Genomic DNA, 24,295 nt, shown 5'->3' with positions numbered 1-24,295 from the left:
TCAGGCGATAGCGGGTTGTATACGACTAATGGCGAGTAAAACCAATAGCAGTTCCTCGTTGGTCAGGGAATTCGTGCTCGTGGCTATCGAGATTCTAAGCGTCCTTCCAATCGTGCTTTCTGCTGGAGTTGTCGTATTTCTGTCGCTGGATGGGGGGATGGCTGTATTAGACAGGGTGTTTTTCGTATACGTCAGTCTCGTTTGGACAGCAATCGGTGCGATCACTATTCTCGTCGTGGCTGGTGTGTCGACGATTCGGTACGTCCTCGACGGCGTTACCGTGAATCGGCTCGTCGTCGGGTTCCTGCTCGTATTTATTGGAGGGTTCCTGCTCATCGCACTCGCTGTACAGGGGTACTTCGACCAGAGTACGGTACGGGGTCTGATTTACGCTGGGGGGGTTCTGGTTATCGGTTCGTCGGTGGGCGTCACTATCCACGTGCTGGTCCAGGCTGTGAGGATGCTAGCAGAGTTGTGATCGTCGCACCGTCGTTCGACGGAGCACCTGCTCATACGGTTTACTGTAAGTCATTTCCGGCGCAACCGCGACCCGGGCGGTGGTTGCGCCGGTAAATCGTTACAGTAATCCGTATCAGATACCCGTTCGGAGACCGACTCCGATGATTCACCTGTCCCACAGTGCGTAGGGATCCCTGTCTCTGACGATCGTTTCGTGTATCGTATCTCTTATCGATACTACTATTATGTCTGATGAAAAGACCTCGATACGAATTTTCGTGGCTGTAAGTACCAGCTTCCGTTCGGTGGTGTCGGAACCGTTGCTCCGGGCCGTTGAAACTGTGAGCGTGCTCCCGATCGTGGTTCTCGCTGGCGTTGCCGTATTCCAAGTTGTCTACAGTGATCCGGATCCACAAGCCGGTCTGGTATTTGCAGCCGTCATTATCGTCTGGCCGTTTCTCAGTTCGGTCATCGTTTTGCTACTGGGTTGTGTTTCGCTGATCCGGTACGTCCACGATTTCACCGTGAGTAAACTCCTCGTGGCCTTACTGTGCTTCCACACGATTCTGGCGCTGTACGTAATTTTCATGTTCTCCGCTGGTTTTGCCATCGGAGAGAGCGAGTCCGGTGTACTCGTTCCGCTCGGACTCGTCATCGGCTCGTCGATCGCTTTCACTGTGTGCGTGTTGCTCCAGGCTGCCAGAACGATCGTCAGTGGATGTGCCTCGTTCATCCGCTCGTGAACGGGTATCCATGGTACGGTTGCTCGAGGACTCCAAGCGTACCCAGTCCAGCCGTGTTCACCGTGTACACGGTAGCAATCGAAACGGAGTACACACCGATCGGAGTCTCAGCCGAGACGATCGTCCGCGAGTCCTTGCGGGATACGGCGGTGGCGTTATCCCGTCGGCGAGGCAAGGACAGGTATGGTACTCAAACGACTACTCGGCTCGAAAGCGACGCGATCACTCACCGTCGTCTCGGTGCTCACGGAGGCGAAACGGGCGTTCGCCCGCGGACGTCGAACACGCGGGCTCCTGTTGCTCGGCGTCGCCGCAATGGCCTGGAAGTGGACGGTCATCGGCCTGCTCGCACAGGGGCTCGTCGGCGTGCTTCGACGCGGCGGCTCGAGCGCCTCGAGTTCCGTATAGCGCCGACGTCACGCTCGCCGTGAGATCGGCGACCGGCCCGGTAGCGTTTTTCCGCCGGAGACCGTACGGTGAAGCGATGACAGCGCCGGCGCTGACCGTCGTCCGCAACGAGGTCGATTCCGACTGTGCGTACCACTGCGACGCCCTCGCGAGCAACGTCTCGGGCCCTCTCGAGGTCGATTACCCCGCGGGCGAGCGGCCGGATCTCGAGGCCGCCGACGGTATCGTCCTCACCGGCAGCACGGCCGGCGTCTACGAGCGCGACGACCGCCCCTGGATCGACGAACAGGAGGAACTCGTCCGAGAACTCGTCGAACGAGAGATTCCGACGCTGGGCGTCTGTTTCGGCCACCAGATCGTCAATACGGCACTCGGCGGGACCGTCGAACACGTCGGGACGACCTGCCGGCCCGTCGCGGTCGAGTTCGCCGACGACCCGCTGTTCGAGGGCGTCGACCCGGTCGTTCCCGTCGCCCACGGCGACGTCGTGACCGAGCCCGCCGAGGAGATGGACGTGATCGCCGCCGCCGACTACTACCCGGCGTTTGCCACACGTCACCACGAGGCACCGCTGTGGACCGTCCAGTTCCACCCCGAGTTCACGGCCGACCACCGCGAGCGCCTCGCGTCCGAGTACGATTGGACCGAAGACGAGTACGGGTTCGAGGCGATGAATGCGACGCGCGTCTTCGAGAATTTCGAGCGGATCGTCGCCGAGCGGTCGGCGACCGCGGAGCTGTAGCGATCGTCGGCTACAGCTCCCGGTACGTGTGCTCGACGCCGCGGACGTCGTCGATCGCCGTTTTCACCGCCTGGAACGTCGCCCCCTCCGACAGCGTCCCCGTATCGATCACGAGGTCGTAGATCGAGAGATCGGTAATGTCGATTCCGTAGTACTCTCGATACCGCTCGGCGTCGCTTCGCTCGCGTTCGCGAAGTTCCGCCGGCGTCTCCTCCCGGTCGTCGAGCCTGTCCGCACGAACCTCGAGCGGTGCGTCGAGCCATACCGACAGCGTCGCGCGGCCGTCGGCGTGCCAGCCCGCGAGCCGGGATTCGACGACCAGTCCCTCACCGGCCGGCTCCCGCGTTCCGTCGAGGTGGGCGTCGATGGCGTCCTCGAGTCGGCGATCCAGTTCGCGGTCGATCGAGGGGTCCGACTCGGCGACGGCGGTGAACTCCGCGGCGGACGTATCGCGCTCGGCGGCGAGTTCTCTGAAGATATCGCCGCCGTTCAAAATTTCGTAGCCGTACGCCATCGAGAGCAGTTCGGAACACGTCGTCGTCCCGGCGGCGGGCGGCCCGGACAGCGTGATCAGTGGCGAGCGACCCATGCGATCAGTACGCGATCGATCAGGGTATTGTTTTGGTCCTCTCCACGCGATTCCACCGGTGAGATGCGACGTCGAGTCGGAACTGACGTGACCAGTCCAACCTGCGTTCACTCGTCTACGACCGTTACGGGATCGCCGACGCGGAGCCGCTTCCCACGGTCGTCCGCCGGAATCCGCGCGATGATCATCAACGTGTAGTAGTGGTCGAACGCGTCGCCGTCGGCCCACGCCGGAAACGTCTCCCGGCGCTGCTCGACGAACCGTTCTTGAAACTCCTCTATCGGGTCGCCCGTCTCCGGATCGCGGGCGGGAACGACGCAGCGACCGCAGGGCGTCACACCCTCGAGTCGGATCCCATCGATATCGAGCGCCGGTGCGTCGTCGCCGACGATCCGATCCTCCCAGAACGCCGGCACGTCCGAAATCTCGACGTTCGCGCGGAGCCGTCGCCGCGCGCCGTCGACGGACATCCCGTCGAACCACGAGGCGACCTCGCGGAGGGAGGCGGTGCTGATTACGGACGGCCCCATCTCCCGGCGGTCGACGAAGCCCAGCGAGCGGTCGCGCTCGAGGGTTAGCTCCTCGTCGACGTAGTCGCCGAACCAGAGTTCAGCCCGCTCGCGGTCGGCGTCCGACTCGAGGTCGAACCGCCGAGTGTCGGCGCCGGGTGCCTCGACGACGAGTTCGCGAGTGTCGGGGTCGAAATCGGTCGAGAGCTCGTGGACCCGTGGCGTTCGCTTGCCGTTGATCACTTCGCCGTCGGCGTCGAACAGGGCGAACTCGCGGTCGTACGCGAGCGTCCCGCCCTCGAGGACGGTCGCCGCCTCGAGGTCGATACCGTCGAGTCCCTTGACCGGATAGACGGTGAGCCGGTCGATTCGTGCCATCGGCTCTGTCTTTCCCATCAACTCACGTATAGCTACTCGTTCGGATGCAGTTCGTCTCGTACGGACTACGATGCGTCGGTCTCGACCGACCGCGCACCGACGGGCGATCGACCGGTAATCAGTCGCCCCAGACCGTATCAGTACTTGTGTTCGCTAGGAGCGAGCTCGAGGGCGTCGTAGAACTCCCGGTCGATTCGGTCGCGATCCGACCGCCACGCGTCGAACGCGGCGCGGTCCGCCGGGTAGGCGTCGTACTGTCGTTCGTACTCGGAGACGTAGCGGCGGGTCGTTCTGACCCCGCGGACGGCGTCGTACAGCTCTCCCGTACTTACGCCGAGTCGGTCGAACGTTCCCCTGCGATACTCCGAGACGAAGTTCTTCAGCACGCCGGTGGCGACGAGCGCCTTGCTCGAGAGGCTATCGACCTCCCTGGCGGTGCCGACGATCTCCCGAAGCTCCGCCTCGGGGAGCAACGCGGTGACGGCCCGGAGGACGCTCACGTCGATCGAACTCGCGGCGACGTTGTAGGCGTCCCACGAGGCGAGTTTCGCCGCCTCTCCGTGCTCGCGGTACAGCCAGCGGTTGTGCTCCCAGAGACCGTCCTCGGAGACGTCGCCGTCCTCGATAGCCTGGACGGCGGCCCGCCCGGCGGAGTAGCCGGAGTAGGCCGCGCCGCGGATGCCTTTGCCCGTGATCGGATGGGTCGTTCCGGCCGCGCCGCCCGCGGCCAGGTAGCCGGGCGCGACCATCGAATCCAGCGGTCGACGGAGCGCGATCGACGATCCGAGTTTGTTCTTCCCGTCGAACTTCTCGGCGACGTCCGCGCCCCGAAACTCGGCTCGATCTGCGACGTCGCGTCGCAGGCGGTCGACGAGCGGAATCGGCTCCTTGTTCATCTGAAACCCCAGGCCGACGTTGATCTGCGTCGGCGTACGCGGGAAGTACCAGATATACCCCAGCTCTTCGAGCGGTTTCCCGACGATGGCGTCGTGATACGATACGGGCTCCTCGGTCTCGATGATCTCGCGGTAGGCCGACCCGAAGTGAGTGTAGTGGGGCATCTCGAACGTCGAGTCACCCGGCGTATCGAGCCTCTCGAAGTCGACCATATCCTGCAGGATCGACTGTGCGCCCGCGGCGTCGACCACCACGTCACACTCGTAGGTAACCGGCTCGCCCTGTCGAATCGCCTTGACGCCGGTGACCCGACCGTTCTGGAGCACCTCGTTGACAACCGTGTCGTAGTGTTGCTCGACGCCACAATCAGCGGCCTGCTCGAGCAGTCGCTGGCCGAACTCGTAGCGGTCGACGACGTTACTGCTCGTCTCGTAGGGTAACACCTTTCGGACGTCGAGTTGTTCGTCCCAGAACTCGATCCGGTCGATGTTGTTGTCGACGAGCACCGACTCGTCGTCGGCGATTGCGTCCATGTCGATCGGCCCCGGATAGTCACTCGGGTTTCTGGGGCTTTTGATCGCGTCGCCGCAGGCGATGAATCCGCCTCGTTCACGTGATTTTCGCTCCAGTTGGACGACGCCGAGTCCTGCGGCCGCTGCGGTCGCCGCCGCGAAACAGCCCGCTATTCCGCCCCCGACGACGACCACGTCGTGTTGGTTGTCCCCCATTGGGTTCCGTCTATGGGTTCGAAAATGGGGAACCTAACTCTTGCTCTTGCGGTGAAGCCGTCGAAGCGATTGCCCGATCGCGCCTGGTCGAGTGGAACAGATCGCGAGAGTGCGTCGGACGGTCGTCGTCCCCACTCGACGCGAGAGGAGAATCGGAGTCCCGCCGTATCTCACCAGCGGTGGTGGACGTGCTCGGAGACGAACTCCTCGTAGACGTCCCTGACAGCGCCGTGGACGCGGTTGGAGAGCGCGTCGAGATCCGACGCCGCCGCGTTGGCCCGGACGTGTTCCGGCGACGTCGTGCCGGGGATCACCGTCGAGACGGCCTCGTGGTCGAGTATCCACCGGAGCGTTAGCTCGGCCATCGTCAATCCCTTGGGCACGTGGGGCTCGAGCGCCTCGACGGCGTCGTGGCCCGTCTCGTAGGGGACGCCGGCGAACGTCTCGCCGACGTCGAACGCCTCGCCCTCGCGGTTGAAGTTGCGGTGGTCGTCCTCGGGGAACGTCTGGCCGCGCTCGAGCGCACCCGTGAGCAGCCCCGAGGCGTAGGGAACGCGGACGATGACGCCGACGTCTTCCCTGCGAGCACGCTCGAAGAACAGCTCCTTCGGACGCTGGCGGAACGGGTTGAAGATGATCTGGACGGTGTCGATCACGTCGTACTCGATCGCCTTGAGCGCCTCCTCGACGCGCTCGACGCTCACGCCGGCGTTCGCGATCCGATCCTCCGCGACGAAGCGCTCGAGCGCCTCGAACGTCGAGGGCTGGTAGTAGGCGTCGGTAGGGGGACAGTGCAACTGGAGGAGGTCGAGCGTCTCCTGGCTGAGGTACTCGCGGCTTCGGTCGACGAACGGCGAGAGATCGTCGTAGGCGTACCGGTCGGCCTCGTGGGGGTCGAGGCGGCGACCTGCCTTCGTGGCGACGAAGACGTCGCCGGAGACGTCACGCTCCTCGAGAACGTGGGCGATGTGGCGTTCGCTGCGGCCATCGCCGTAGACGTCCGCGGTATCGAGGAAGTCGATGCCGGCGTCGAGAGCAGATCTGACGACCGCTCGCCCGGTCTCGTCGGAGACCTCGCCCCAGGAGCCGCCGATGTTCCACGTGCCGAGGCCGACCTCCGAAACCGTCCGTCCCGTCGAACCGAGTCGTCGATGGTTCATGGTGGTTCGTTTCAGCGAGACGACCGTATGCCTTGCCCTGGAGGCAACGCGTGGGCCGCACTCACCCTGAATCCAACCCGTCGCCGCCGTTCGTGTGAATCGGAGACCCGTAGTCGCGACGGCGATACTGGAGTGATCGGATGGAACTAGCGAATTAGCGAGCAAAACGGGCTAAAAAGCGGTTTCTGGGAACCGGTCGTCACCTGCAGGCTACACTACTTTGCCACCGTTCCCGGTAAGGACGGTCGATGAGTCACACAGACGATACCGACGAGATTACATCGGTCGAGGTCGGTGCGGTAAACCAGCTGTTTCAGGACGTGACGTTCCCACTGACGACCGAGGAGCTACTGGTGGAGTTTCCGGACGTCGAGATCACCTATCCCCACGAGTCGGATACGTTGCGAACGATTCTCGAGACCTCGGGCCACGAGACCTACGAGAGCCGGAACGAACTCGAGCTGGCCGTTCTCAACGGTGTCAGGCGAGACGCCGTGGGACGACCGCACTACAGTGATCGCGGGGACAGTCCCCACGACACCGACGAGGTCATGCGGACCCAACAATCGTTCTGAACGCATCCTCGCCGACTCTCGCAGATCAACGAGACCACGCCACGAAACCCGTTGACGGCCCAAGAGGTACCCCTCTACTGCCGCGAGCGGATCGACCGGGCGTTCGACGCCCTCGGTGCGGAACCCGATATGCGACCCGATCCGGAATCGGGGTCAGACGATTCCCGTGATGAAGGCGATTCCCATTCCGACGAGGACCACTGCGGTGATCGCCGGTAGATACGGGGTAAGCCGTTCGATCCGATCGCGGTGGCGTTCATACCCCCCGATCAACAGCAGCGTCGGGACGACGATTGCGACGATGACGGCAATCGAGTAGACGAGCATCAACTCGAGACAGGCCGCCGTTCCGACACAGATCGCCAGAATCTGTACCGGTTCCTCGTGAGCGAACCCGAGCAGGAGCGCCGTCGTTCCGAGCGCCATCAGGCCGCGCTCTGCGTGTTCTTCGCTCAAGTGCTGGTGGCCGCTGGCCGGTAACGCGTGACGAATGCGCGCGAACAGTCCTGGATCGGTGTGAGCACCGTGGGGTTCGCCGCCGTCGGTGTGGTGAGGGTTGTGGGCACGAGCGTGTTCGCTCCCCGTGTGCTCGTCGTGGTGGTGGACATCGTGTTCGTGATGGCTGTGTTCGTCGCCGTGATCGTGGCTACCATCGCGACCGTGTTCGTGGGCGTGGCCGTGTCCGCCGTTCCGATACTCGTGAATCCCGAGAAGAATCAGGAGCGTACCGGCGACGTACCGAAGCCACGGACCCTCCGCGAAGGCGGCGAATGCGCTGAACCAGAAATACGCGAGCACGAGCGCGACGCTGCTGACGAGGTGACCGATCCCGAGGATCAACGCGGCGATCAGCCCGTACAGGAAGCGCCGATCACGGTTGAGCGCGTACGTCGCCGCGATCGGCCAGCCGTGGTCGGGAAGGACGCCGTGGACGAACCCGATGAGAACGACGCCAGCCACGAGCCCCAAGTCCATACCGAACTATCCGGTTTGGAGCCTCTTACGGGTTGTTATGGGCGGAATATCCCATTCGTAATACGGCTACTAAGAGTTGGTAACTCGAGTGGAGACAGTAACAAGCGTTGGTTCGAAACGGGAAGACGTTGTGAACTCATCGGGAGTATTGGAGACGCTCATACGCTTTCCTGTCAGTCAGTGCCGGCACACCCGCGACCCGGGCGGTGGGTTCGCCGGGAGATCCGGACAGGAATGCGTATCAGAGAGACGGAACACGGGAGCGAACGACGTGAACGAGTCGAGGACTACGAAACACTCGGTTGGCGACGATACAGCTTATCAGTTCCCGTCGCCGTACTCGTACTCCTTCCCGGGATCTCGGACCCCCTCGGTTCGCGAACCGACCCACGCCCCGAGGGCAAGCCCGTAGACGAGGTGACCGGCGTGAAACAACGCGAGTTCGTCGCCCTCGAGTCGGATATCGAGGAGCTCTTTCAACATAACCTGGGAACCGAACACGGAGAGCGCCATTCCGTAAACCGACCCCCAGACCAATCCGCGTTGTTCGGCTTCGATCGAGCGTTCGGCGTCCAGAAGCGCGAAGAGTCCGCCGAAGAGGGCACCCGCCTGCACACCGTAAAGGACGTGTAAGACGAGTCCGGCGATCGGGTGCTCCTCAGGATCGCCACCGGAAACGTACTGCGCCCAGAAGTTCGCCGACGGCGGCAGGGACCGCATGATCGGCAGCCGGAACGCGGTCATGATGAGTGTCGCGACGAACCCCGCTTGCAGCCCGCGGACGGTCGCTCGAGCGGCGTGTTCGGCGCGCGACTCGGCCTCGATACTCGGAGGAGGGTCGTCGGCTCCGCGGGACGACCGCAGTCGTTGGAATCGATCGGATACGGACATCGTGGTCTCGAAGGACGAACTACTACGGAGTCGGACTTAACCGTCGGGGATGACGATTACGGCACGACCGGGTCAATCCGTCGGACGGCCAAGGTGATTCGACGGACGGACGCCTGCGGCCGTCGGAACGGGCTACGACCGTGGCAACCTGAGGGGAGTCGGGGAGTATTTACTACGAGTCGTGTAACAGCCACTATGAATTTCGGACTGCTCAGTACGGCAGGGATCGCCCGGAAATCCTTTCTGCCGGCGATCGAGGCGACCGACCGCGAGGTGACGGCGGTTGCCTCCCGCGACGGCAATCGGGCACGATCGTTCGCCGAGGAGCACTCGATCGACGCACACTACGACGAATACGAGGGGGTGTTCGACGCCGACATCGACGCGGTCTACGTCCCGCTTCCGAACGCACACCACGCTCGATGGACGAAGCGGGCGGCCGACGCCGGCGTCGACGTCCTCTGTGAGAAACCGCTGACCGCCGCCGCCGCCGAAGCCCGCGAGGTCGTCGACTACTGTGCCGAGCGCGACGTAACGCTGATGGAGGGATTCATGTACCGCTACCATCCTCGAACCGAGCGCGCGATCGAACTCGCCGACGAGGAACTCGAGGACGTCTGTTCGGCGACGGCGGCGTTCAAGTTCCCGCTGTTCGGGGCCCCCGACGACATTCGCCTCTCGTCCGAACTGGCCGGCGGCAGTTTGATGGACGTCGGCTGTTATGCCGTCTCGGCGGTCCGACAGTTCCTCGGCGAACCGGACCGGGCGTACGCGTTTACGGCCGACTCGAAAGACGCGGGCGTCGACACCGAACTCGCGGGAATCCTCGAGTACGAAAGCGATGCGTCCGCACGCATCGCCTGCGGATTCGACACACAGACGGTCCAGCGCTACCGCGTCGAGGGGGCGAACGGCTGGATCGAGGCCAGAGACGCGTTCAACCCCTCGAGTCAGCCGGTCGAACTCGAGTACCGAATCGACGGTCGCCACGGCGTCGAGACGTTCGATCCCGTCGATCAGTACCGACTCGAGATCGAGGAGTTCGTCGCGAGCGTCGAGGCGGGCCGCCAGCCCCGAACCGGCGGGGCGGAGGCGATCGCAAACATGGCGGTTATCGATGCGCTGTCCGAGAGCGCCGAGAGCGATCGACCGGTCGAGGTCTAACCGACGGGCCCGGCTGTCCGGTCGGCAGCAAGCGGCTACTGTCGGATAACGCATCTGTTGGCATCCGTTCCGGCGGCTACCCACGACGGGGCCACCCTCTCCGAACTCGAGTGATATCTCTTCGATCGGTCGGAACGACGAAGTTCGCTCGTACGCCCGTCCAGAATATAATCCTATTGGAGACGAAAAACCTTCCACTGATGAGATTCGTGAGCTATCAGTCGGGAATATTGCACAATACGATACGAACGTGACTATTGGAAAGGTATACCCCATCGATGGACGCCGACGTGCCGCCCGAGTGGGACACCGAAGCGTGTCGGGCGTACACCCCCGCCGACACGGATCGAGAACTTCAGTATCGAACGTATCGTCACGTCTCGGGTGATCTCCGTCTGAAAGTCGCTCCAGCTTCTCTCGATGGTGACGACCACCCGGGATACACGCTGACGGCGACGTGTTACCCCGGCCTCGAGTTCGCCGAGACGATTCGCGTTCGAACCGTCCTCACGTTCGATCGGTGTGAATCCATCTCACGCACGTTCATGGACCTCTTCGCAGCACGCTACGACGGCCCAGGATCGCTCGAGGACGCCGTCGACTACGCCTACGAGCGGACACGAGATCACCGGTGACGTGGTTGGAGATCGCGTGTGACAGAAGTCCGTATCGGACGTATTCAATCCGAGGCCTACTCCCGACCGACCCACTTCAGAATCAGCAACGTCCCCTCGAACAGACAGATCATCGTGATCGCGACGAGAATCGGGGCCATCCCGGTCGGATCGAACGCGAACATAAACGAGAGACCGAGAAAGCCCGCCCAGAAGTACAGTCGCTTGTCGGCGAGCCACCGTCGAGTCGTGACGCCCATCATGATCGCGAGCATGATGAACAACGGGATCTGGAAGACGACCGCAAGCAAGCCGGTGAGCGTGATGATCATGTCGAACGTCTCGCCGAGTGCGTACGCGATACCCGCACTCCCCTCAGCGTAGAACGTAAAGTACTGGAAGAGAATCGGCAAGACGAGTACGTACGAAAACAGCATGCCGACGCCGGCGAGAACGACACTCGTCGGTACCGCCGCGAGGTAGTACTTGCGCTCGTTGGGGTACAGTCCGGGACGCATGAACAGATAGCACTGATAGACGAACACCGGGAGCCCGATCAGGATACCCAGTAGCGCCGAGAGCTTGATCCGGGTCAGCCACAGCTCGAGCGGGTGGTAGACGTGTGGTGGCGGCACCTGGTCGATCTCGTACGGGAAGACGTTGAGCCAGATGTGCTCGATCGCCTGCGAGGCAAACAGCAGACCGATCGCCGTCCCAGCGGAGGCAAACAGCAAGACGACGGCGAACCGAAGCACCATCTCCTCGATGTGATCCGCCAACGGCATCTCCTGGTCGTCCGGCGGCGTCGAGATCCCGCCAACGTCGTCGTCCGGGTCTGGAAACTCCGGATCGCCCGGTTCCGGTTCGTGACCGCCGCCGACGACCCCTTCACCGTCGGTCTCGAGCGGAGGGTCCTCGCCCGCCGCGTCGTCCGTGGTCGTCGGTTCGGCATCCGCCGGCTCGTCCGCCGCGTCGTCCGTGGTCGTCGGTTCGGCATCCGCCGGCTCGTCCGCCTCGATCGGCTCGTCCGCATTTGCATCGGTTTCCGAACGCGGCGGCTCGTCGGGGGTTTCGCGTGACTCCGCGGGAGTCTCCAACTCCCCCTCCTCCGACGGCTCCTCCGACATCTATCGAGATATAGATAGGCCGCCAGTTATAGGCCTTTTTCTTACGAGCACTGAGAGAGAGTGACAAGGGAAGGGGCGGTTCGTTCGCCCGAACAGTCGTATCCTACTCGAAAGGTTGATAACCGGATGTCAGTTACCCAGAGACAGGAAATGAGTTCTGCCGTCGGTGAGGATACCATCCAGACCGTCGCGGCGGGTCGGGAAACCCTCGGTGCGCTGCTATCGAGCGTGCAGACACATCTGCAGAAGGTGTTCATCGTCTTCGTGATCGGCTTCATGGGCTCGTTCTACGCTCTGCGAATCTGGATCTGGGACTTCCTCGAGGCGACGGCAAAAGCCGAGATGCAGCCGTACGTCGCCGATTCGACGGACCTCATCACCCGAACGCCGTTCGAGGTGATCCTGTTACAGGCCAAGATCGGTATCTTCGTCGGGATTCTCGTCGCGATTCCCGCCCTGCTGTATCTCTCCAGAAACGCGTTGCGACGACGCGGGTACGACAGCGTCGTGCCGATCTCGAAGCTGTATCTTGCGGGGTTCGCGACGAGTGCGATCGTCCTGTTCTGTGGCGGGGTCGTCTACGCCTACGGGGTCTTCTTCCCGTACGCCTTCGACTTCCTGGCGTCGAACGCCGTCAGCGCGGGCGTCAAACCCAGCTTCGGCATCACGGAGTTCACCGAGTTCATCGCGCTGTTGACCCTCTCGTTCGGGCTCGCTGCCCAGCTTCCGTTGCTCATGGGCGTGCTTTCGTACACCGAAATCGTCCCCTACGAGACGTTCCGCGACAAGTGGCGCCACGCCGTCGTCGGCGTCGTCGTCTTCGGCGCGCTGTTTTCCCCGCCGGATCCGTTCACCCTCATCATGTGGGCGATGCCGATGGTCGCCCTGTACGTCTTCAGCCTCGGTCTCGCCAAAGTCGTCACGAACGTGCGTCGACGCGGTGCCGCCGAAACCGACGGCACCGGTGCCGACCACATCAAGTGGCTCCTCTTACGGTTTGCTGCCGTCCTGACTGTCGTCGCCGTCGCCACCGCATCGGTCGTCAACCAGGGCGGCTTCCAGTACATGGCGGAGTCGGTCTACCCCCACTTCCCTGCAATCGTTCGCCCCGACGACGGCGGCACCCTCGAGGCGGTCGCCATCGAGTACGGCCTGCTCGGCGACGTCGCGGTCGGGGTCGCCATCGCCGCTGGCGTCGGCCTCCTCATCTTGCTCGGCTACACGGTTCGCGTGTTGCAGGCACCGGTCTACCCCCGTGAAGACGACATTCGGTCCGCTGACGATCCCAACGACGTCGACTTCGAGACGCTCGCAGCCGACGACGTCGAGGAGGTGCCCGCACCGGTCTTCCTCGCGATGGAAGAAGAGGAGGCCCTCGAGTACTCCCGGGAAGCGATGTACGACGACAACCGGGACAAAGCGAAGGCGATCTTGAACCGGTTCGACACGCTCCAGGCGGAAGCCGCCGAGGCGGAGGCGGCCGGAGACGGCGAGTCGGACGCCGGTGGCACAGGAGCCGATGGACCGGCCTCGAGCGCCCAGGCCGACGACGAGGACGACAGCGTCTTCGCGAGCACCGCCGCCGGGATGCTCGATCCGTTCACCGACGAGGAGACGTCCGAAGACGACATCGGCGGCTACGCCTACGACATCGCGTTCGTCTTCAACAGCCTCACCTCGAAGATGTTCCGCATCGTCGGCCTGTTCATGATCGTCATGGGCGGGACGTTCTTCTGGCTCTACAGCGGCGGACTCGGGCGGGTCCTCGAGACGTTCCTGGCCCGCGTTCCGGACGAAGTCCTTCGAGAGGTCGCACTCCGTAACGGCGTCGACCCCGTCGGGCTGACGTTCCAGGAACTCATCATGCAGATGGACATCGTCATCGCGCTCCACCCGGTCGAGGTCCTCATCTTCGAGGTGAAGGTGAGCGTGCTGGCGGCGATCGTCGCCGTCTTGCCGTTGGTGCTCTATTACGCCTGGCCGGCACTGAAAGAGCGCGGGCTGGTCTACGGCGACCGGCGCATCTTCGTCGTCTGGGGCGGCTCGTTGCTCGGCGGCTTCGCGTTCGGAACCTATCTCGGGTTCTTCTGGATCGCGCCCGCGGTCATCTCGTATCTCGTCTCCGACGCGATCACCAACGGGATGGTCGTCTCCTACCGCATCAGTAGCTTCTTCTGGCTCGTCATCTTCACGACCGTCGGCATCGGCTTCCTCTTTAACATCATCGTCACGATGGCGCTCTTTCACGTCGGCGGTATCGTCAACTACCGCTCGATGCTCGCCCACTGGCGGCCCGTCGTCGTCGGCATCTTCGCCGTCGCCGCCGTCGCCAGTCCGAAAGGGATCCTCACGATGTTGTTGTTCGCCATCCCCATCGCGCTGACGTACGTGCTCGGACTCGCCGTCCTCTACGTGCTCACCGCCGGCGGGCGACTGTTCGGCGGTAGCGGCGGCGGACCGACACTCGACGAAGGACTGCTCGGCCGATAACTCACGGCGCGTCGCACGACACCGCCGTCCTCGAGACGGGGCGAATTAAGCCCTTCGCGTTCGAACCCCCGCTATGCCAAAGATCAGCGTTGAGGTTCCACAGGAATTACTCGACGACCTCGACGACCACGTCGGCGACGACGGCAAGTACGTCAACAGAAGCGACGCGATCCGTGCCTCGATCCGCAAGAACCTCGATATCTTAGACGAGATCGACGCGCGTCACAACCGCCTCGAGACGGAGGAGTAGCCGACGACCGAAAACCGCCGGATCCGCTACTCCCGGTCGACTCGCTGGGCGAATCCGAAGTTCGGCTTGATGTCCTCGACGCGGACCGTGACGGTTTCGCCCGCCTCGGTCGCCGGAACGAACAGCCGATACCCCTCGACGGAGGCGATACCGTCGCCCTCGTTTCCGACGTCGACGATCTCGACCTCGAGTTCGTCTCCTTTCGCGAGAGGGGCGGTGATCCGCCCCTTTCCGATGAGGTAGATCTCGGAGGACTCCTTTCGCGAGGCGTCCGGACTGGTCGCGCGCACGTATTTGAACTCCTCCTCGAGGTCCGCTCGGAACGCGTCGACGTCCGGCCCGTCGAAGACCTTCACGACGAAGTCGCCCCCGGAGTCGAGCAACTCGAGTGCCGTCTCGAACGCCTGGCGCGCGAGGTGCAGCGACCGGGCCTGGTCGAGGGAGTACTCGCCGGAGACGTTGGGTGCCATGTCCGAGACGACGGCGTCGACCGGACCGCCGTCTCGAGCGGCCGACTCCTCGTCGGTATCCGAACCGGCCGTCCCGCCTGCGGCCTCGACGACGCGCTCTCTGGTCCGTTCCTGGGTCATGTCGCCGCGGATCGTCTCGACGCGGGCGGCGAGGTCCTCGTCCTCGAGGTCTTTGATCCGCTGGAGGTCGACGCCGATGACGCTCCCTTGGGGGCCGACCTTCTCGGCCGCCACCTGGAGCCACCCGCCCGGCGCGGCCCCGAGGTCGACGACGGTGTCGCCGCCGGAGATCACGTTCTCGAGGTCGTCTAACTGTTTGAGCTTGTAGGCCGCCCGACTGCGGTAGCCCTGCTGTTTCGCCTTGTTGTAGAACTCATCACGGCCCGTCATACGTCCCTCACCAAACTCCGTGATCTGTTTCGCGCGGAAACTACCGGTGAATCTACGGTCATACGGGGACGGACGCCGTCGAAGCGGAAATGGACATCGGATGGCGTCGCTAAGCCAACGGTTAGCATACCAGGTAGGTTAATTCTGTAGGCCAACTGTTTAAATACAATAGTAGAATCAGTAACAGTCGAAGGTAATTACCAATCGTGCAGACCGATTCGTTTATGACCTGTCCGGAATGCGATGGTCGATTGCGGAAACGAGGCACCGAAACCGTCTGTGAGAAGTGCGGTCTCGTCTCCGAAGAGGATGCAATCGATCGGGGTCCCGAGTGGCGATCGTTCGACGACGACGACACTGACCGACGACGGACCGGCGCACCGCTGACCAGATCGAGACACGATCGAGGACTGTCGACGGAGATCGGATACGCCTCGGGGTCGGATTCCTACAGTTCCCGACTGACCGGGCGAAAACGACGACAGATAGCCCGCCTCCGGCGTGAACACAATCGCGCACGGGTCTCCTCGAAAGTCGAACGAAACCAGATCTACGGGTTTGCCGAGATCAGACGTGTTCACGCACTGCTCTCACTTCCGGATACCGTTCGCGAGGAGTCGTGTTCCCTGTTCAAGTCAGCCCAATCCGAGGGACTACTCCAGGGACGATCACTCGAGGGGTTTTCCGCAGCCTCGATTTATGCGACCTGTCGAATGTGTTCGATCCCCCGAACCATCGACGAAATCGTCGACGTTGCCCGTGCAGACGAGAACGAACTCAAGGCGGCATACAACGCATTGAATCGGGAGTTAGGACTCCCGACAGGGCCGATCGATCCCAGCCAGTATCTACCGAGATACGCCTCGAAACTCGATCTCGAGACGAGTGTCGAACGGCGGGCCCGTGAACACGTTCGGACGCTGCTCGAGGAGGGGTCGATCGGTGGACGCAATCCGAGCGGCGTTGCAGCGGCCTGTCTCTACAAAGCTGCAGGGGGTGAAAACGACCCGTCATCGATCACTCAGGCTGACGTCGCCGACGTCGCTGGCGTTGCTCCAGTGACGATTCGGTCGACCGCTGCGGAGCTCGAGGAGCGCTAACCGCGCTTCGAGCGGATATCCCGTACGAATCGACCGTCTCCCCGCGGAAACGTCGGCGATCGATCGAACGGCTGCACAGTGACTGAGACGCTAGCGGATAATTTTGAAATACTACTGCTCTCGTACGAATACCCCCACTAGTTCACCAATATATCCCGGTAGCACTGGTCGACCAGTACCGATACGCCAAATAACTACTACTGATGAGAAAGTATACTCAAAAACGATTGAAGACTGAACAGCAAGCTATACCAGTACGGGACGTGAATCCTCGGGTGATGCCCACGGTAGAATACCTCAACTACGAAGTAGTGGACGACAACGGCTGGGATATTTACGACGACAACATCTTCGAGGAGGCCGCTGAACAGGGTCTCGACGACGAGGACTACGGAACGCTCGAGGTTAACGAAGGCGAGTACATCCTCGAGGCCGCCGAGGCGCAGGGCTACGACTGGCCCTTCTCGTGCCGTGCCGGTGCCTGTGCGAACTGTGCGGCCATCATCGTCGATGGGGAGATCAACATGGACATGCAGCAGATCCTCTCCGACGAGGAAGTCGACGAGAAAAACGTCGTCCTGACCTGTATCGGGTCGGCCGAGACCGACGAGGTCAAGATCGTTTACAACGCGAAACACCTCGACTACCTGCAGAACCGCGTCATTTAAGCGTACTGTGGCCACCAGGCCACTGCAACCATTTCTGTCGACGTCATCCGTGAGTGATAACTCGACGACCGCAGTGAGACGTCGGTCTCGAGTCAGGGAGAGGAGATCGCGTCCGAATTAGAATCCGAAGATCGGAACGAACCGGAACGTAAGAAACGCCCCGACGGTCGAGATGATCGGGACGACGTTTTGCATGAGGATGACACGGGCGGTCGTCGACGGATCGAACAGGTCCGAGGCGCTCGGGATATCCTCGGGGTCTTCCTCGCCGATCTCGGGGGGGATTTCGCCCTCTTCCTCGGCGGTCAGTGCACCGACCGAAACGGGAGTTTCTTCGCCTCGAGCGGCGTCGGAGATCGTCGTCGTCCGCGTCGCCCGGCCCCAGCCGAGTCCGATGATGCTCATCGTGGCAATGACGACGAAGCTGGCGGGAATGCCGATGGTCGAGAGGCTGATGACGATGCCCGAACTGACGACAGCGACGACAATCGCCGCCGTCAGCGGCAGATTGGTGATGTCGTTGCCGAGGGTATCGAGGGTCCGCCGGGCGATCGTGAAACAGCCGATCGCGACGGCGGCCGAGCCGATCACGACGAGGAGGATCATATCGATGGAGACGCCGGCGACGGCGTCGACCGAAATGACGTTGCCCAGTCCTAGGAGGCCGACCATGTCGACGTCGGCACCGTAGATCGGTGCGATCGCGTTCGCGATATTGCTCGTCCCCGAGGAAAAGCCCATCAGACAGCCGATGGCGACGACGATGAACGCGCCGGTGATCTCGCGTCGATCGGCTCCGTCGCCGAATTGCAGTCTGGGTACGACGCCCGAGCGATCCACGGTAATCATCTCGTGGCCGTCACGACTGGCTTCGATCGCGATCCACTCGTTGATCTGTGGATAGAAGTACCGGCCGACGACGCCAGCGACCCAGAAGCCGATGATCGGCGCGACGACCCACCAGATCACGATCTGTCCGAGCACTCCGAAGTCGAGTTCGCCGGTCGCAAGCCCCAGTGCGGCGATCGCGCCGACTGCTGTCATCGACGTCGAGGCGGGGACGCCAGCGTAGTTGCCGAGAAACAACGCGCCGCCGATGAAAAAGAGGACGGCGACGTTCGATCGCAGGGTAAAGATCGCGGTATCGTTGACGAGGTCTCGGCCGAGCGTGTCGACGACAGCCGGTCCGATCGTGATCGCACCGACGAAAAAAAAGACGGACATCAACGCCGCCGCCATCAGTTTCGTGATGACGTTTGCGCCGACGGCAGGTCCGAACGCTGGCCCTGTGGTCGCACCACCGATATTGTAACCGACGAAGACCGCAACGAGCAATCCCACGATAAGCAGTACTTCTGTCACAGCCGATAACCACGCGATCCAACGGTAAAAACGCGCCTATCCGTGCGTGATTTGGACTACTGTACCGGTCGGGCCGCGACCCAGACACCGGTCCCGCCGGAACTGATACGGATTGCTGTAACTGTGTATCGCCGCACCCGGAGAACGGGCCCAGGGTGCGGCGGTACTGACGGACAGCAGACCGTATGAACGGACCGCCGGAGAGTGCCGGTGTGCGTCCGGGCCAGTCGTGACGTCTACAGACGAGCAAAGACGAGTTCCTCGGGAGTCGTCCGGAAATCGGAGATTTCCGTGACTGAGCGGAGCGAAGCCCCGCGATGTCCGCGAGATCACCGGTCTCGCTTGATGACGAGAGACGAAGTCTCTCGACTCATTTGACCCCGAGGCAATTCACCAGACCGGTAGCTGAATTGCGCGTGGGCCCGTTGCTTTCCTCCCGCTATGTCTCGAGTGTCATACCAAACGATTTCAACTGGACTCCCGTACGGACCAGTAGCATGTACTCCAATCGGGAACGCAGGTTACGAACGGATGGAGAACGGATCGAACCGGTCCATCGCCAGGTTCGAAATGGTCGTATCGGTCGGCGTCGAGGATACATCTCGAGCCGAATAAGTAACGAACAACGATGTTAAATCCGGTTCGCGTCGACGCGGCCGTCGACCTCGCTTATGGAGCATTGATCGTCCTCTCGATCGCCCTGATCGTGACGCTCGATACGAACGTCGGTGTCGCGTTCGGTGTCGGTGTGTTCGCGTCGTACGTCGTCCACGTCGTCTGGAAGATGGCACGGTTCGATCCGGACTGGATGACACAGACAGTCGAGGAGACGGTCGGTGAGACCGTCGAAAAGCGAGTCAGCGACGTTCAGTCGCAAGTCGAGGAGACGGTCGGTGAAACGGTCGAGAAGCAAGTCAGCGACGTTCAGTCACAGGTCGAGGAGACGGTCAGCGAGACAGTCGAGAAACAGGTCAGCGACGTTCAGTCGCAGGTCGAGGAGACGGTCGGTGAAACGGTCGAGGAGACGGTCAGTGAAACGGTCGAGGAGACGGTCGGTGAAACGGTCGAAGAGACGGTCGGTGAAACGGTCGAGGAGACGGTCAGTGAAACGGTCGAAGAGACAGTCGGTGAAACGGTCGAGGAGACGGTCAGTGAAACGGTCGAGGAGACAGTCAGTGAAACGGTCGAGGAGACGGTCGGTGAAACGGTCAAAAAGCAGGTCGACGAAGTCCAAGCGAAGGTCGATGCCGTCGACGAGCGCGTCGACCGCCGTCCTCGAGAGGACGAAGTCGAGGAAATGGTCGAGGGGGAGTCAGAAACGTAACGCCCGGTCGGGAACGACGCGTTAGCGGACGATCGTCACCGGAATCGGGGCCCGTTTCGATACCGTCTCGGCGACGTTTCCGACGAGAAATCGACGCGTCGATCGACCCCGGTCAGACCCGTGAGCACCGATTACAACCGTGTCGTAGTCGTCCGCACGGTCGACGACGTTCCGAGCGGGATGACCGATACCGACGATCGTTTCGATCTCGCGGTCCCGGTCGTCGGCGATCTCGAGTGCACGTTCGAAGACGGGTTCGGCGCGTTCGGCAGCGGCCTCGCTAATGTCCTCTTCGAGCGTGAGCCCTACGGCAACGCCCATCATCATCGATGGGACGCCGACGACGTGGAGGACGGTGACGTCGGCATCGGGGTGGTTCTCGAGTGCGTACTCGAGGGCGTGACCGGCAGGCTCGGAGTCGTCCATCGGGACGAGAACTTTCGAAAGCATGGGTCGTGATAGGATAGCCGGAAACGTAAGTACCCCTACCGTCAGGCGACGCCCGGAACGAGTGTGAAGAACCCGTAGGCGAGAGTGGTGGACATCGACGGGCCGATAATCCACATCGAAACGTACTTGATCACCGCTCGGGGGTTGAATAGATCGCTCCCGTGAAGCACTTCGTCGGCTTCTTCTTCACCGATCGGGGGTGCCGGTTCGTCCTCCTCCTCCTCGGCGACGATCGCGCCCAGTTCGATCTCGCGATCCTCCATCTCTGGGTCACGGGTGACGGCCTCACGGAACGTGATCGGGCGGGTCGCCCGCCCCCAGCCGATGCCGACGATCGTCATCACGGTCGCCATCACGAGGCTGATCGGGATGCCGATCCAGGAGAGGATCGTCGTGATCGTGGAGGCGGTTACCATGACGAAAAGCGCCGCGAGCAGCGGGATGTCGCTCAGTTCGCCGCCGACCGAATCCATCGTCCGGCGGGCGATGGTGAACCCGCCCAGACCGATCGCGACCGTGGCGATGATGACTGCGGTGTTCACGTCCAGTCCGGCTTCACCGACAAGTGGCGCAGCGGCGTTCGGAACGTTACTCGCTCCAGCGCTGAACGCCATGTAACAGCCGATAGCGAGGACGACTACCGTAATCTCGATCTCCGTCCAGGTCGTATTTGGCCCAAGCGCCGGCTTCGGAACCGCTCCCTGTCGATCGAGGGTCAGCAACGGCCCGTCGGTTTTCTCGATCGTTACTCGCCGGTTGACTTCCGGATAGATGTATCGGCCGATGATGCCGCCGATCCAGAACCCGATGATCGGCGTGACGACCCACCAGGAGATGATCTCCGCGATCGTCGCGTAGTTGAGCGTACCGGTTGCCAGCCCCAGTCCGGCGATTGCTCCGACGGTCGTCATCGATGTCGGGACGGGAACGCCGAAAATGTTGGCGACGAGGATTCCCAGGCCGATGAAAAAGAGGACGGCGACACCTGCAGAGAGCGTGAGGTCGGTCGTAATAATGCCCTCACTGAGGGTCTCCATCACGTTTTGACCGACGGTAATGCCGCCGAGAAAGACGAAGACCGTCATGATCGCCGCCGCAGTCGTCTTCTTTACGATGCCGGCACCGACCGATGGCCCCCACGTAATCCCCGTCGACGATCCGCCGATGTTGAATCCGACGAAGACCGAGGCGACGATACCAACCAGTAGAAGCGTTTCGACCATCGACAACTAGTACGACTGTTCGGATAAAGTAAGTACTGGAGTTACCTGCACCGTCTCTGTCGGTTATCCACATCCTAACCGCCTCGTTCATGCTCCCGTGACCAGACTGTCCTCCCAGCGACCGCGGTTCTCCCACCACTCGAGCGCCGCGTTCACAAGAGGTCACGAAACCGTCGCCTTTACTCCCGTTGGACGCACTCACACGCGTATGAACGACTCGAGCGAGAACTCCATCGGCGAAGGCGGATTCGACGTGATTCCGGCGGTCGACGTACAGGACGGCGAGGTCGTCCAGCTCGTCCAGGGCGAGCGCGGAACCGAGAAGAGCTACGGCGAACCCGTCGAGGCCGCCCGGCGATGGATCGACGCCGGCGCGTCGTCACTCCACCTCGTCGACTTAGACGGCGCGTTCGAGGGCGAACGGGAAAACGCCGAAGCGATCGATTCCGTCGTCGAGGAAGTCGACGTTCCGACCCAGCTCGGCGGCGGTATCCGGACCGTCTCGGACGCCGTCGATCTGCTCGAGCGCGGCGTCGATCGCGTCATCCTCGGGACGGCGGCGGTCGAAGAACCCGAAATCGTCGCGGAGATCAGCGAGGAGTACCCCGGTAGTGTCGTCGTCAGTCTCGACGCGAAAGACGGCGAGGTCGTCGTCGAGGGATGGACCGAAGGGGCGGGAATCTCGCCCGCTGACGCCGCGAACCGATACGAGGAACTGGGCGCAGGCGCGATCCTCTTTACGAACGTCGACGTCGAGGGAAAACTCGAGGGGGTCGCGACCGAGCCGGTCCGAGAACTCGTAGAGGCGACCGAGATCCCGGTGATCGCGAGCGGCGGCGTCGCGACCCTCGATGACGTCCGGGCGCTTGCCGACGCCGGTGCGGCGGCCGCCGTCGTCGGAAGCGCACTCTACGAGGCCCAGTTTACGCTCGCGGAGGCACAGGACGCACTCGAGGACTGACCAGGGTCGGCTGGTCGGTGGTGGGCCGACGACTCTCGTCCTGGCAGGACGCTTGCGTTCCGGCCCCGACGTCTCGATCTCGAGCGCTCGGGGCCTGAGTCACGTCGTGGGTGCGAACCGCGGCCCGTACGTTCGGGTCGCGTAGACGATGAGCGGCACGCCGACCGCGGTCGGGCCCAGCCACCGGACCAGCGGCGGAATCATCGTCAAATTGACCGTGACCGTGGCGGTCACGGTCGCGATGTAGGCACCGCCCATGAAGCCGATATGCCAGTTAATCCACGGCGTGCGTTCGCCGGGTGGCGATCGAAACTCGAGCAGAGTGAATACGGCGAACCCGGCACCGATCCCGCCGAAGACGGCCAGCGCCGGTGCCAGTCCCGGGGGACCGGTGACCGTCTGCCACCCGCCGAAGACGACCATCAGGCCGCCGACAGCCAGCATCGAGCCGTGTCCCGAGTAGTCGACCGGCGTCGGTGCGCTCAACCCGGCGCGTCGGCGGGCGATCACGCGGTAGCCCCCGAAGACGAGATAGCCGCTGAAGACGGCGATCGCGAGCAGGAACCAGTTCGCCGTCCAGACCGCCAGCGGAACCGCCGTGACGACCACGACCGCCATCGACAGCGCGTACGCCTTGCCGGCGACGTTGTGGCGACGGCCCCCTTTTTTCGTGACGATCGCAGCGAGTCCCGCGGCCAACGCGAGGACGCCCGCGAGGACGTGAATCCAGAGGGTCGGGTCAGCGAGCCACCAGTCTGCGCTCGAGTCGATCACGCTGTCATCACCGTCTCTCCTATCGGTTGTCTTCCCGTCGTCTCAGTGTCCATACTTCGATCTGGGCGAACTCCACCGAATAGCCTTCCCCAACACGTTGGGGTCGGCCGAGAGAGACGCTCGAGCAGACGGAACACTACGAGGGGGCGAAAAACGTTGGTGGGTTCCTCCCGTCCTCGAGGACGATCGGATGATCACCGCATCGTTGCGTATTCGCCTATCCGAAGACGCGTGGGTCGCCGAACTCTCTCAGTCGTTTCCCGACGCGACGTTTCGGTTGCTCGCGGGAACGCAGACGGACGAGACGGCCGTCAAAATGGGCGAAGTCGTCGCTGCCGATCCTCACGAAGTCGCGGACACCGTCGCCGCCCATCCGTCGATCGTTCGGTACAGCCGTCTCGAGTTGGCCGAGGATCGCTCGCGAAGTACGAGACGACCGATACGATGTTGTACGGGTTCGTCGAGGAGTCGGCGTTCCCCCTCGAGTTCCCTATCGCCGTCGAGAACGGCCGGTACGAGCTTGATTTTACCGGGACGCGTGCGGAGTTCGACCGATTCCAGGCGATTCTCGATGCGACCGAGTACCCCTACGAACTCCAGTCGCTCGTCGAATCCGGGACGTTGGCAGCGTTGTTCACCGACAGACAGCGCGAGCTCCTCGGGACAGCGCTTCGCGAGGGCTACTTCGACGTGCCGCGAAACTGCACGCTCGCGGAGCTCGCGACGAACCTCGGGATCGACAAGTCGACGGCGAGCGGAATCCTTCGACGCGGCGAGCGGCGCATCCTGGTGCAGGCACTGACGGGCGCGACCGGCGAGCGGTTTCGCGATCCGAACCGCAGGGGGTGATCTCGGCTCGAGCCCGCGTCGAGAG

At 62.7% G+C, this 24,295-nt stretch carries 26 protein-coding genes; 14 read left to right on the top strand and 12 right to left on the bottom strand.

The genetic code is table 11. From position 1 onward, the window contains the following. Positions 1–28 precede the first annotated feature (28 nt). The 4 genes from FYC77_RS03830 to FYC77_RS03810 all read left to right on the top strand — a co-directional run bounded on the left by FYC77_RS03830 (position 29) and on the right by FYC77_RS03810 (position 2,352). On the top strand, positions 29–478 hold the full coding sequence (locus tag FYC77_RS03830) for a hypothetical protein (protein WP_149080188.1): 450 nt from the start codon (positions 29–31) through the stop codon (positions 476–478). Between the two features lie 226 nt (positions 479–704). Next, a complete protein-coding gene (locus FYC77_RS03820) occupies positions 705–1,202 on the top strand; it encodes a hypothetical protein (protein WP_149080187.1) in 498 nt (165 codons plus the stop codon). Positions 1,203–1,385: 183 nt separating this feature from the next. After that, entirely contained in the window at positions 1,386–1,610 is a 225-nt protein-coding gene (locus FYC77_RS03815; RefSeq protein WP_149080186.1) for a hypothetical protein, read from the top strand. Between the two features lie 76 nt (positions 1,611–1,686). Then, a complete protein-coding gene (locus FYC77_RS03810) occupies positions 1,687–2,352 on the top strand; it encodes a type 1 glutamine amidotransferase (protein ID WP_149080185.1) in 666 nt (221 codons plus the stop codon). A 10-nt stretch (positions 2,353–2,362) separates the two neighbouring features. Here the strand turns inward: FYC77_RS03810 and cmk are convergent, their stop codons facing one another. The 4 genes from cmk to FYC77_RS03790 all read right to left on the bottom strand — a co-directional run bounded on the left by cmk (position 2,363) and on the right by FYC77_RS03790 (position 6,613). Then, complete coding sequence (gene cmk, locus FYC77_RS03805; RefSeq protein ID WP_149080184.1) at positions 2,363–2,941, bottom strand: (d)CMP kinase; 579 nt, start codon at positions 2,939–2,941, stop codon at positions 2,363–2,365. 107 nt (positions 2,942–3,048) lie between these two features. Beyond that, positions 3,049–3,828, bottom strand: coding sequence for an MOSC domain-containing protein (locus FYC77_RS03800; RefSeq protein ID WP_149080183.1), 780 nt, complete (start codon positions 3,826–3,828; stop codon positions 3,049–3,051). A gap of 137 nt (positions 3,829–3,965) precedes the next feature. After that, positions 3,966–5,453, bottom strand: a complete 1,488-nt coding sequence (locus FYC77_RS03795; RefSeq protein ID WP_149080182.1) for an NAD(P)/FAD-dependent oxidoreductase — start codon at positions 5,451–5,453, stop codon at positions 3,966–3,968. A gap of 170 nt (positions 5,454–5,623) precedes the next feature. Then, complete coding sequence (locus FYC77_RS03790; protein ID WP_149080181.1) at positions 5,624–6,613, bottom strand: aldo/keto reductase; 990 nt, start codon at positions 6,611–6,613, stop codon at positions 5,624–5,626. Positions 6,614–6,861: 248 nt separating this feature from the next. On the opposite strand from FYC77_RS03790, the gene FYC77_RS03785 reads away from it, so the two are divergent. Continuing rightward, a complete protein-coding gene (locus FYC77_RS03785) occupies positions 6,862–7,188 on the top strand; it encodes a DUF5789 family protein (RefSeq protein ID WP_149080180.1) in 327 nt (108 codons plus the stop codon). 153 nt (positions 7,189–7,341) lie between these two features. On the opposite strand, the gene FYC77_RS03780 is transcribed toward FYC77_RS03785, so the two are convergent. Then, on the bottom strand, positions 7,342–8,163 hold the full coding sequence (locus FYC77_RS03780; RefSeq protein ID WP_149080179.1) for an ABC transporter permease: 822 nt from the start codon (positions 8,161–8,163) through the stop codon (positions 7,342–7,344). 321 nt (positions 8,164–8,484) lie between these two features. Then, positions 8,485–9,054: a DUF6789 family protein gene (locus FYC77_RS03775; protein WP_149080178.1), complete on the bottom strand. Its 570-nt coding sequence runs from the start codon at positions 9,052–9,054 to the stop codon at positions 8,485–8,487. Positions 9,055–9,249: 195 nt separating this feature from the next. On the opposite strand from FYC77_RS03775, the gene FYC77_RS03770 reads away from it, so the two are divergent. Continuing rightward, positions 9,250–10,218 carry a Gfo/Idh/MocA family protein gene (locus FYC77_RS03770; RefSeq protein ID WP_149080177.1) on the top strand — a complete coding sequence of 323 codons (969 nt, stop codon included), beginning with the start codon at positions 9,250–9,252 and terminating at the stop codon, positions 10,216–10,218. A gap of 278 nt (positions 10,219–10,496) precedes the next feature. Then, positions 10,497–10,853, top strand: a complete 357-nt coding sequence (locus FYC77_RS03765) for a hypothetical protein (RefSeq protein ID WP_149080176.1) — start codon at positions 10,497–10,499, stop codon at positions 10,851–10,853. Between the two features lie 56 nt (positions 10,854–10,909). On the opposite strand, the gene tatC is transcribed toward FYC77_RS03765, so the two are convergent. Next, positions 10,910–11,959: a twin-arginine translocase subunit TatC gene (gene tatC / locus FYC77_RS03760; protein ID WP_149080175.1), complete on the bottom strand. Its 1,050-nt coding sequence runs from the start codon at positions 11,957–11,959 to the stop codon at positions 10,910–10,912. A gap of 150 nt (positions 11,960–12,109) precedes the next feature. On the opposite strand from tatC, the gene FYC77_RS03755 reads away from it, so the two are divergent. After that, the gene (locus FYC77_RS03755; RefSeq protein ID WP_149080174.1) at positions 12,110–14,449 is read left to right on the top strand and encodes a twin-arginine translocase subunit TatC; all 2,340 of its coding nucleotides are present in this window, start codon (positions 12,110–12,112) and stop codon (positions 14,447–14,449) included. Positions 14,450–14,522: 73 nt separating this feature from the next. Further along, positions 14,523–14,699 carry a ribbon-helix-helix protein, CopG family gene (locus FYC77_RS03750; protein WP_149080173.1) on the top strand — a complete coding sequence of 59 codons (177 nt, stop codon included), beginning with the start codon at positions 14,523–14,525 and terminating at the stop codon, positions 14,697–14,699. Positions 14,700–14,725: 26 nt separating this feature from the next. Here the strand turns inward: FYC77_RS03750 and FYC77_RS03745 are convergent, their stop codons facing one another. Further along, a complete protein-coding gene (locus FYC77_RS03745; RefSeq protein ID WP_149080172.1) occupies positions 14,726–15,559 on the bottom strand; it encodes a 23S rRNA (uridine(2552)-2'-O)-methyltransferase in 834 nt (277 codons plus the stop codon). 224 nt (positions 15,560–15,783) lie between these two features. On the opposite strand from FYC77_RS03745, the gene FYC77_RS03740 reads away from it, so the two are divergent. Continuing rightward, positions 15,784–16,659, top strand: a complete 876-nt coding sequence (locus FYC77_RS03740; protein WP_149080171.1) for a transcription initiation factor IIB — start codon at positions 15,784–15,786, stop codon at positions 16,657–16,659. A gap of 278 nt (positions 16,660–16,937) precedes the next feature. Then, on the top strand, positions 16,938–17,327 hold the full coding sequence (gene fer, locus FYC77_RS03735) for a ferredoxin Fer (protein WP_149080170.1): 390 nt from the start codon (positions 16,938–16,940) through the stop codon (positions 17,325–17,327). 117 nt (positions 17,328–17,444) lie between these two features. Here fer and FYC77_RS03730 read toward each other — a convergent pair whose 3' ends face one another. Then, positions 17,445–18,689 (bottom strand): inorganic phosphate transporter, encoded by a 1,245-nt coding sequence (locus FYC77_RS03730; protein WP_149080169.1) that lies wholly within the window; start codon positions 18,687–18,689, stop codon positions 17,445–17,447. A 628-nt stretch (positions 18,690–19,317) separates the two neighbouring features. Here FYC77_RS03730 and FYC77_RS03725 point away from each other — a divergent pair. Continuing rightward, the gene (locus FYC77_RS03725) at positions 19,318–20,013 is read left to right on the top strand and encodes a hypothetical protein (RefSeq protein WP_149080168.1); all 696 of its coding nucleotides are present in this window, start codon (positions 19,318–19,320) and stop codon (positions 20,011–20,013) included. Between the two features lie 21 nt (positions 20,014–20,034). Here the strand turns inward: FYC77_RS03725 and FYC77_RS03720 are convergent, their stop codons facing one another. Both FYC77_RS03720 and FYC77_RS03715 read right to left on the bottom strand, forming a co-directional pair. Beyond that, complete coding sequence (locus FYC77_RS03720; protein WP_149080167.1) at positions 20,035–20,463, bottom strand: universal stress protein; 429 nt, start codon at positions 20,461–20,463, stop codon at positions 20,035–20,037. A gap of 41 nt (positions 20,464–20,504) precedes the next feature. Continuing rightward, positions 20,505–21,686, bottom strand: a complete 1,182-nt coding sequence (locus FYC77_RS03715; protein WP_149080166.1) for an inorganic phosphate transporter — start codon at positions 21,684–21,686, stop codon at positions 20,505–20,507. Positions 21,687–21,894: 208 nt separating this feature from the next. On the opposite strand from FYC77_RS03715, the gene hisA reads away from it, so the two are divergent. Continuing rightward, positions 21,895–22,647, top strand: coding sequence for a 1-(5-phosphoribosyl)-5-[(5-phosphoribosylamino)methylideneamino]imidazole-4-carboxamide isomerase (gene hisA, locus FYC77_RS03710; RefSeq protein ID WP_149080165.1), 753 nt, complete (start codon positions 21,895–21,897; stop codon positions 22,645–22,647). A gap of 99 nt (positions 22,648–22,746) precedes the next feature. Here hisA and FYC77_RS03705 read toward each other — a convergent pair whose 3' ends face one another. Continuing rightward, on the bottom strand, positions 22,747–23,421 hold the full coding sequence (locus FYC77_RS03705) for a hypothetical protein (RefSeq protein ID WP_149080164.1): 675 nt from the start codon (positions 23,419–23,421) through the stop codon (positions 22,747–22,749). A 444-nt stretch (positions 23,422–23,865) separates the two neighbouring features. Here FYC77_RS03705 and FYC77_RS20925 point away from each other — a divergent pair, with 444 nt between their 5' ends. After that, positions 23,866–24,270 (top strand): helix-turn-helix domain-containing protein, encoded by a 405-nt coding sequence (locus tag FYC77_RS20925; RefSeq protein WP_338016482.1) that lies wholly within the window; start codon positions 23,866–23,868, stop codon positions 24,268–24,270. Positions 24,271–24,295: the final 25 nt, after the last annotated feature.

Source organism: Natrialba swarupiae, from assembly GCF_008245225.1.
GTDB classification, from domain to species: Archaea; Halobacteriota; Halobacteria; order Halobacteriales; family Natrialbaceae; genus Natrarchaeobius; species Natrarchaeobius swarupiae.
This window is presented reverse-complemented; position numbering and strand designations above follow the sequence as displayed.

What these genes read in the sequence shown, in the direction of transcription:
- FYC77_RS03790 (WP_149080181.1), bottom strand. Translation starts at nt 6,613, where the DNA reads ATGAACCATCGACGACTCGGTTCGACGGGACGGACGGTTTCGGAGGTC.
- tatC (WP_149080175.1), bottom strand. Translation starts at nt 11,959, where the DNA reads ATGTCGGAGGAGCCGTCGGAGGAGGGGGAGTTGGAGACTCCCGCGGAG.
- FYC77_RS03745 (WP_149080172.1), bottom strand. Translation starts at nt 15,559, where the DNA reads ATGACGGGCCGTGATGAGTTCTACAACAAGGCGAAACAGCAGGGCTAC.
- FYC77_RS03740 (WP_149080171.1), top strand. Translation starts at nt 15,784, where the DNA reads ATGACCTGTCCGGAATGCGATGGTCGATTGCGGAAACGAGGCACCGAA.
- FYC77_RS03815 (WP_149080186.1), top strand. Translation starts at nt 1,386, where the DNA reads ATGGTACTCAAACGACTACTCGGCTCGAAAGCGACGCGATCACTCACC.
- FYC77_RS03795 (WP_149080182.1), bottom strand. Translation starts at nt 5,453, where the DNA reads ATGGGGGACAACCAACACGACGTGGTCGTCGTCGGGGGCGGAATAGCG.
- FYC77_RS03800 (WP_149080183.1), bottom strand. Translation starts at nt 3,828, where the DNA reads ATGGCACGAATCGACCGGCTCACCGTCTATCCGGTCAAGGGACTCGAC.
- FYC77_RS03775 (WP_149080178.1), bottom strand. Translation starts at nt 9,054, where the DNA reads ATGTCCGTATCCGATCGATTCCAACGACTGCGGTCGTCCCGCGGAGCC.
- FYC77_RS03720 (WP_149080167.1), bottom strand. Translation starts at nt 20,463, where the DNA reads ATGCTTTCGAAAGTTCTCGTCCCGATGGACGACTCCGAGCCTGCCGGT.
- FYC77_RS03725 (WP_149080168.1), top strand. Translation starts at nt 19,318, where the DNA reads ATGTTAAATCCGGTTCGCGTCGACGCGGCCGTCGACCTCGCTTATGGA.
- fer (WP_149080170.1), top strand. Translation starts at nt 16,938, where the DNA reads ATGCCCACGGTAGAATACCTCAACTACGAAGTAGTGGACGACAACGGC.
- FYC77_RS03780 (WP_149080179.1), bottom strand. Translation starts at nt 8,163, where the DNA reads ATGGACTTGGGGCTCGTGGCTGGCGTCGTTCTCATCGGGTTCGTCCAC.
- FYC77_RS03765 (WP_149080176.1), top strand. Translation starts at nt 10,497, where the DNA reads ATGGACGCCGACGTGCCGCCCGAGTGGGACACCGAAGCGTGTCGGGCG.
- FYC77_RS03770 (WP_149080177.1), top strand. Translation starts at nt 9,250, where the DNA reads ATGAATTTCGGACTGCTCAGTACGGCAGGGATCGCCCGGAAATCCTTT.
- FYC77_RS03715 (WP_149080166.1), bottom strand. Translation starts at nt 21,686, where the DNA reads ATGGTCGAAACGCTTCTACTGGTTGGTATCGTCGCCTCGGTCTTCGTC.
- hisA (WP_149080165.1), top strand. Translation starts at nt 21,895, where the DNA reads ATGAACGACTCGAGCGAGAACTCCATCGGCGAAGGCGGATTCGACGTG.
- FYC77_RS03830 (WP_149080188.1), top strand. Translation starts at nt 29, where the DNA reads ATGGCGAGTAAAACCAATAGCAGTTCCTCGTTGGTCAGGGAATTCGTG.
- FYC77_RS03750 (WP_149080173.1), top strand. Translation starts at nt 14,523, where the DNA reads ATGCCAAAGATCAGCGTTGAGGTTCCACAGGAATTACTCGACGACCTC.
- FYC77_RS03810 (WP_149080185.1), top strand. Translation starts at nt 1,687, where the DNA reads ATGACAGCGCCGGCGCTGACCGTCGTCCGCAACGAGGTCGATTCCGAC.
- cmk (WP_149080184.1), bottom strand. Translation starts at nt 2,941, where the DNA reads ATGGGTCGCTCGCCACTGATCACGCTGTCCGGGCCGCCCGCCGCCGGG.
- FYC77_RS03755 (WP_149080174.1), top strand. Translation starts at nt 12,110, where the DNA reads ATGAGTTCTGCCGTCGGTGAGGATACCATCCAGACCGTCGCGGCGGGT.
- FYC77_RS20925 (WP_338016482.1), top strand. Translation starts at nt 23,866, where the DNA reads ATGTTGTACGGGTTCGTCGAGGAGTCGGCGTTCCCCCTCGAGTTCCCT.
- FYC77_RS03820 (WP_149080187.1), top strand. Translation starts at nt 705, where the DNA reads ATGTCTGATGAAAAGACCTCGATACGAATTTTCGTGGCTGTAAGTACC.
- FYC77_RS03785 (WP_149080180.1), top strand. Translation starts at nt 6,862, where the DNA reads ATGAGTCACACAGACGATACCGACGAGATTACATCGGTCGAGGTCGGT.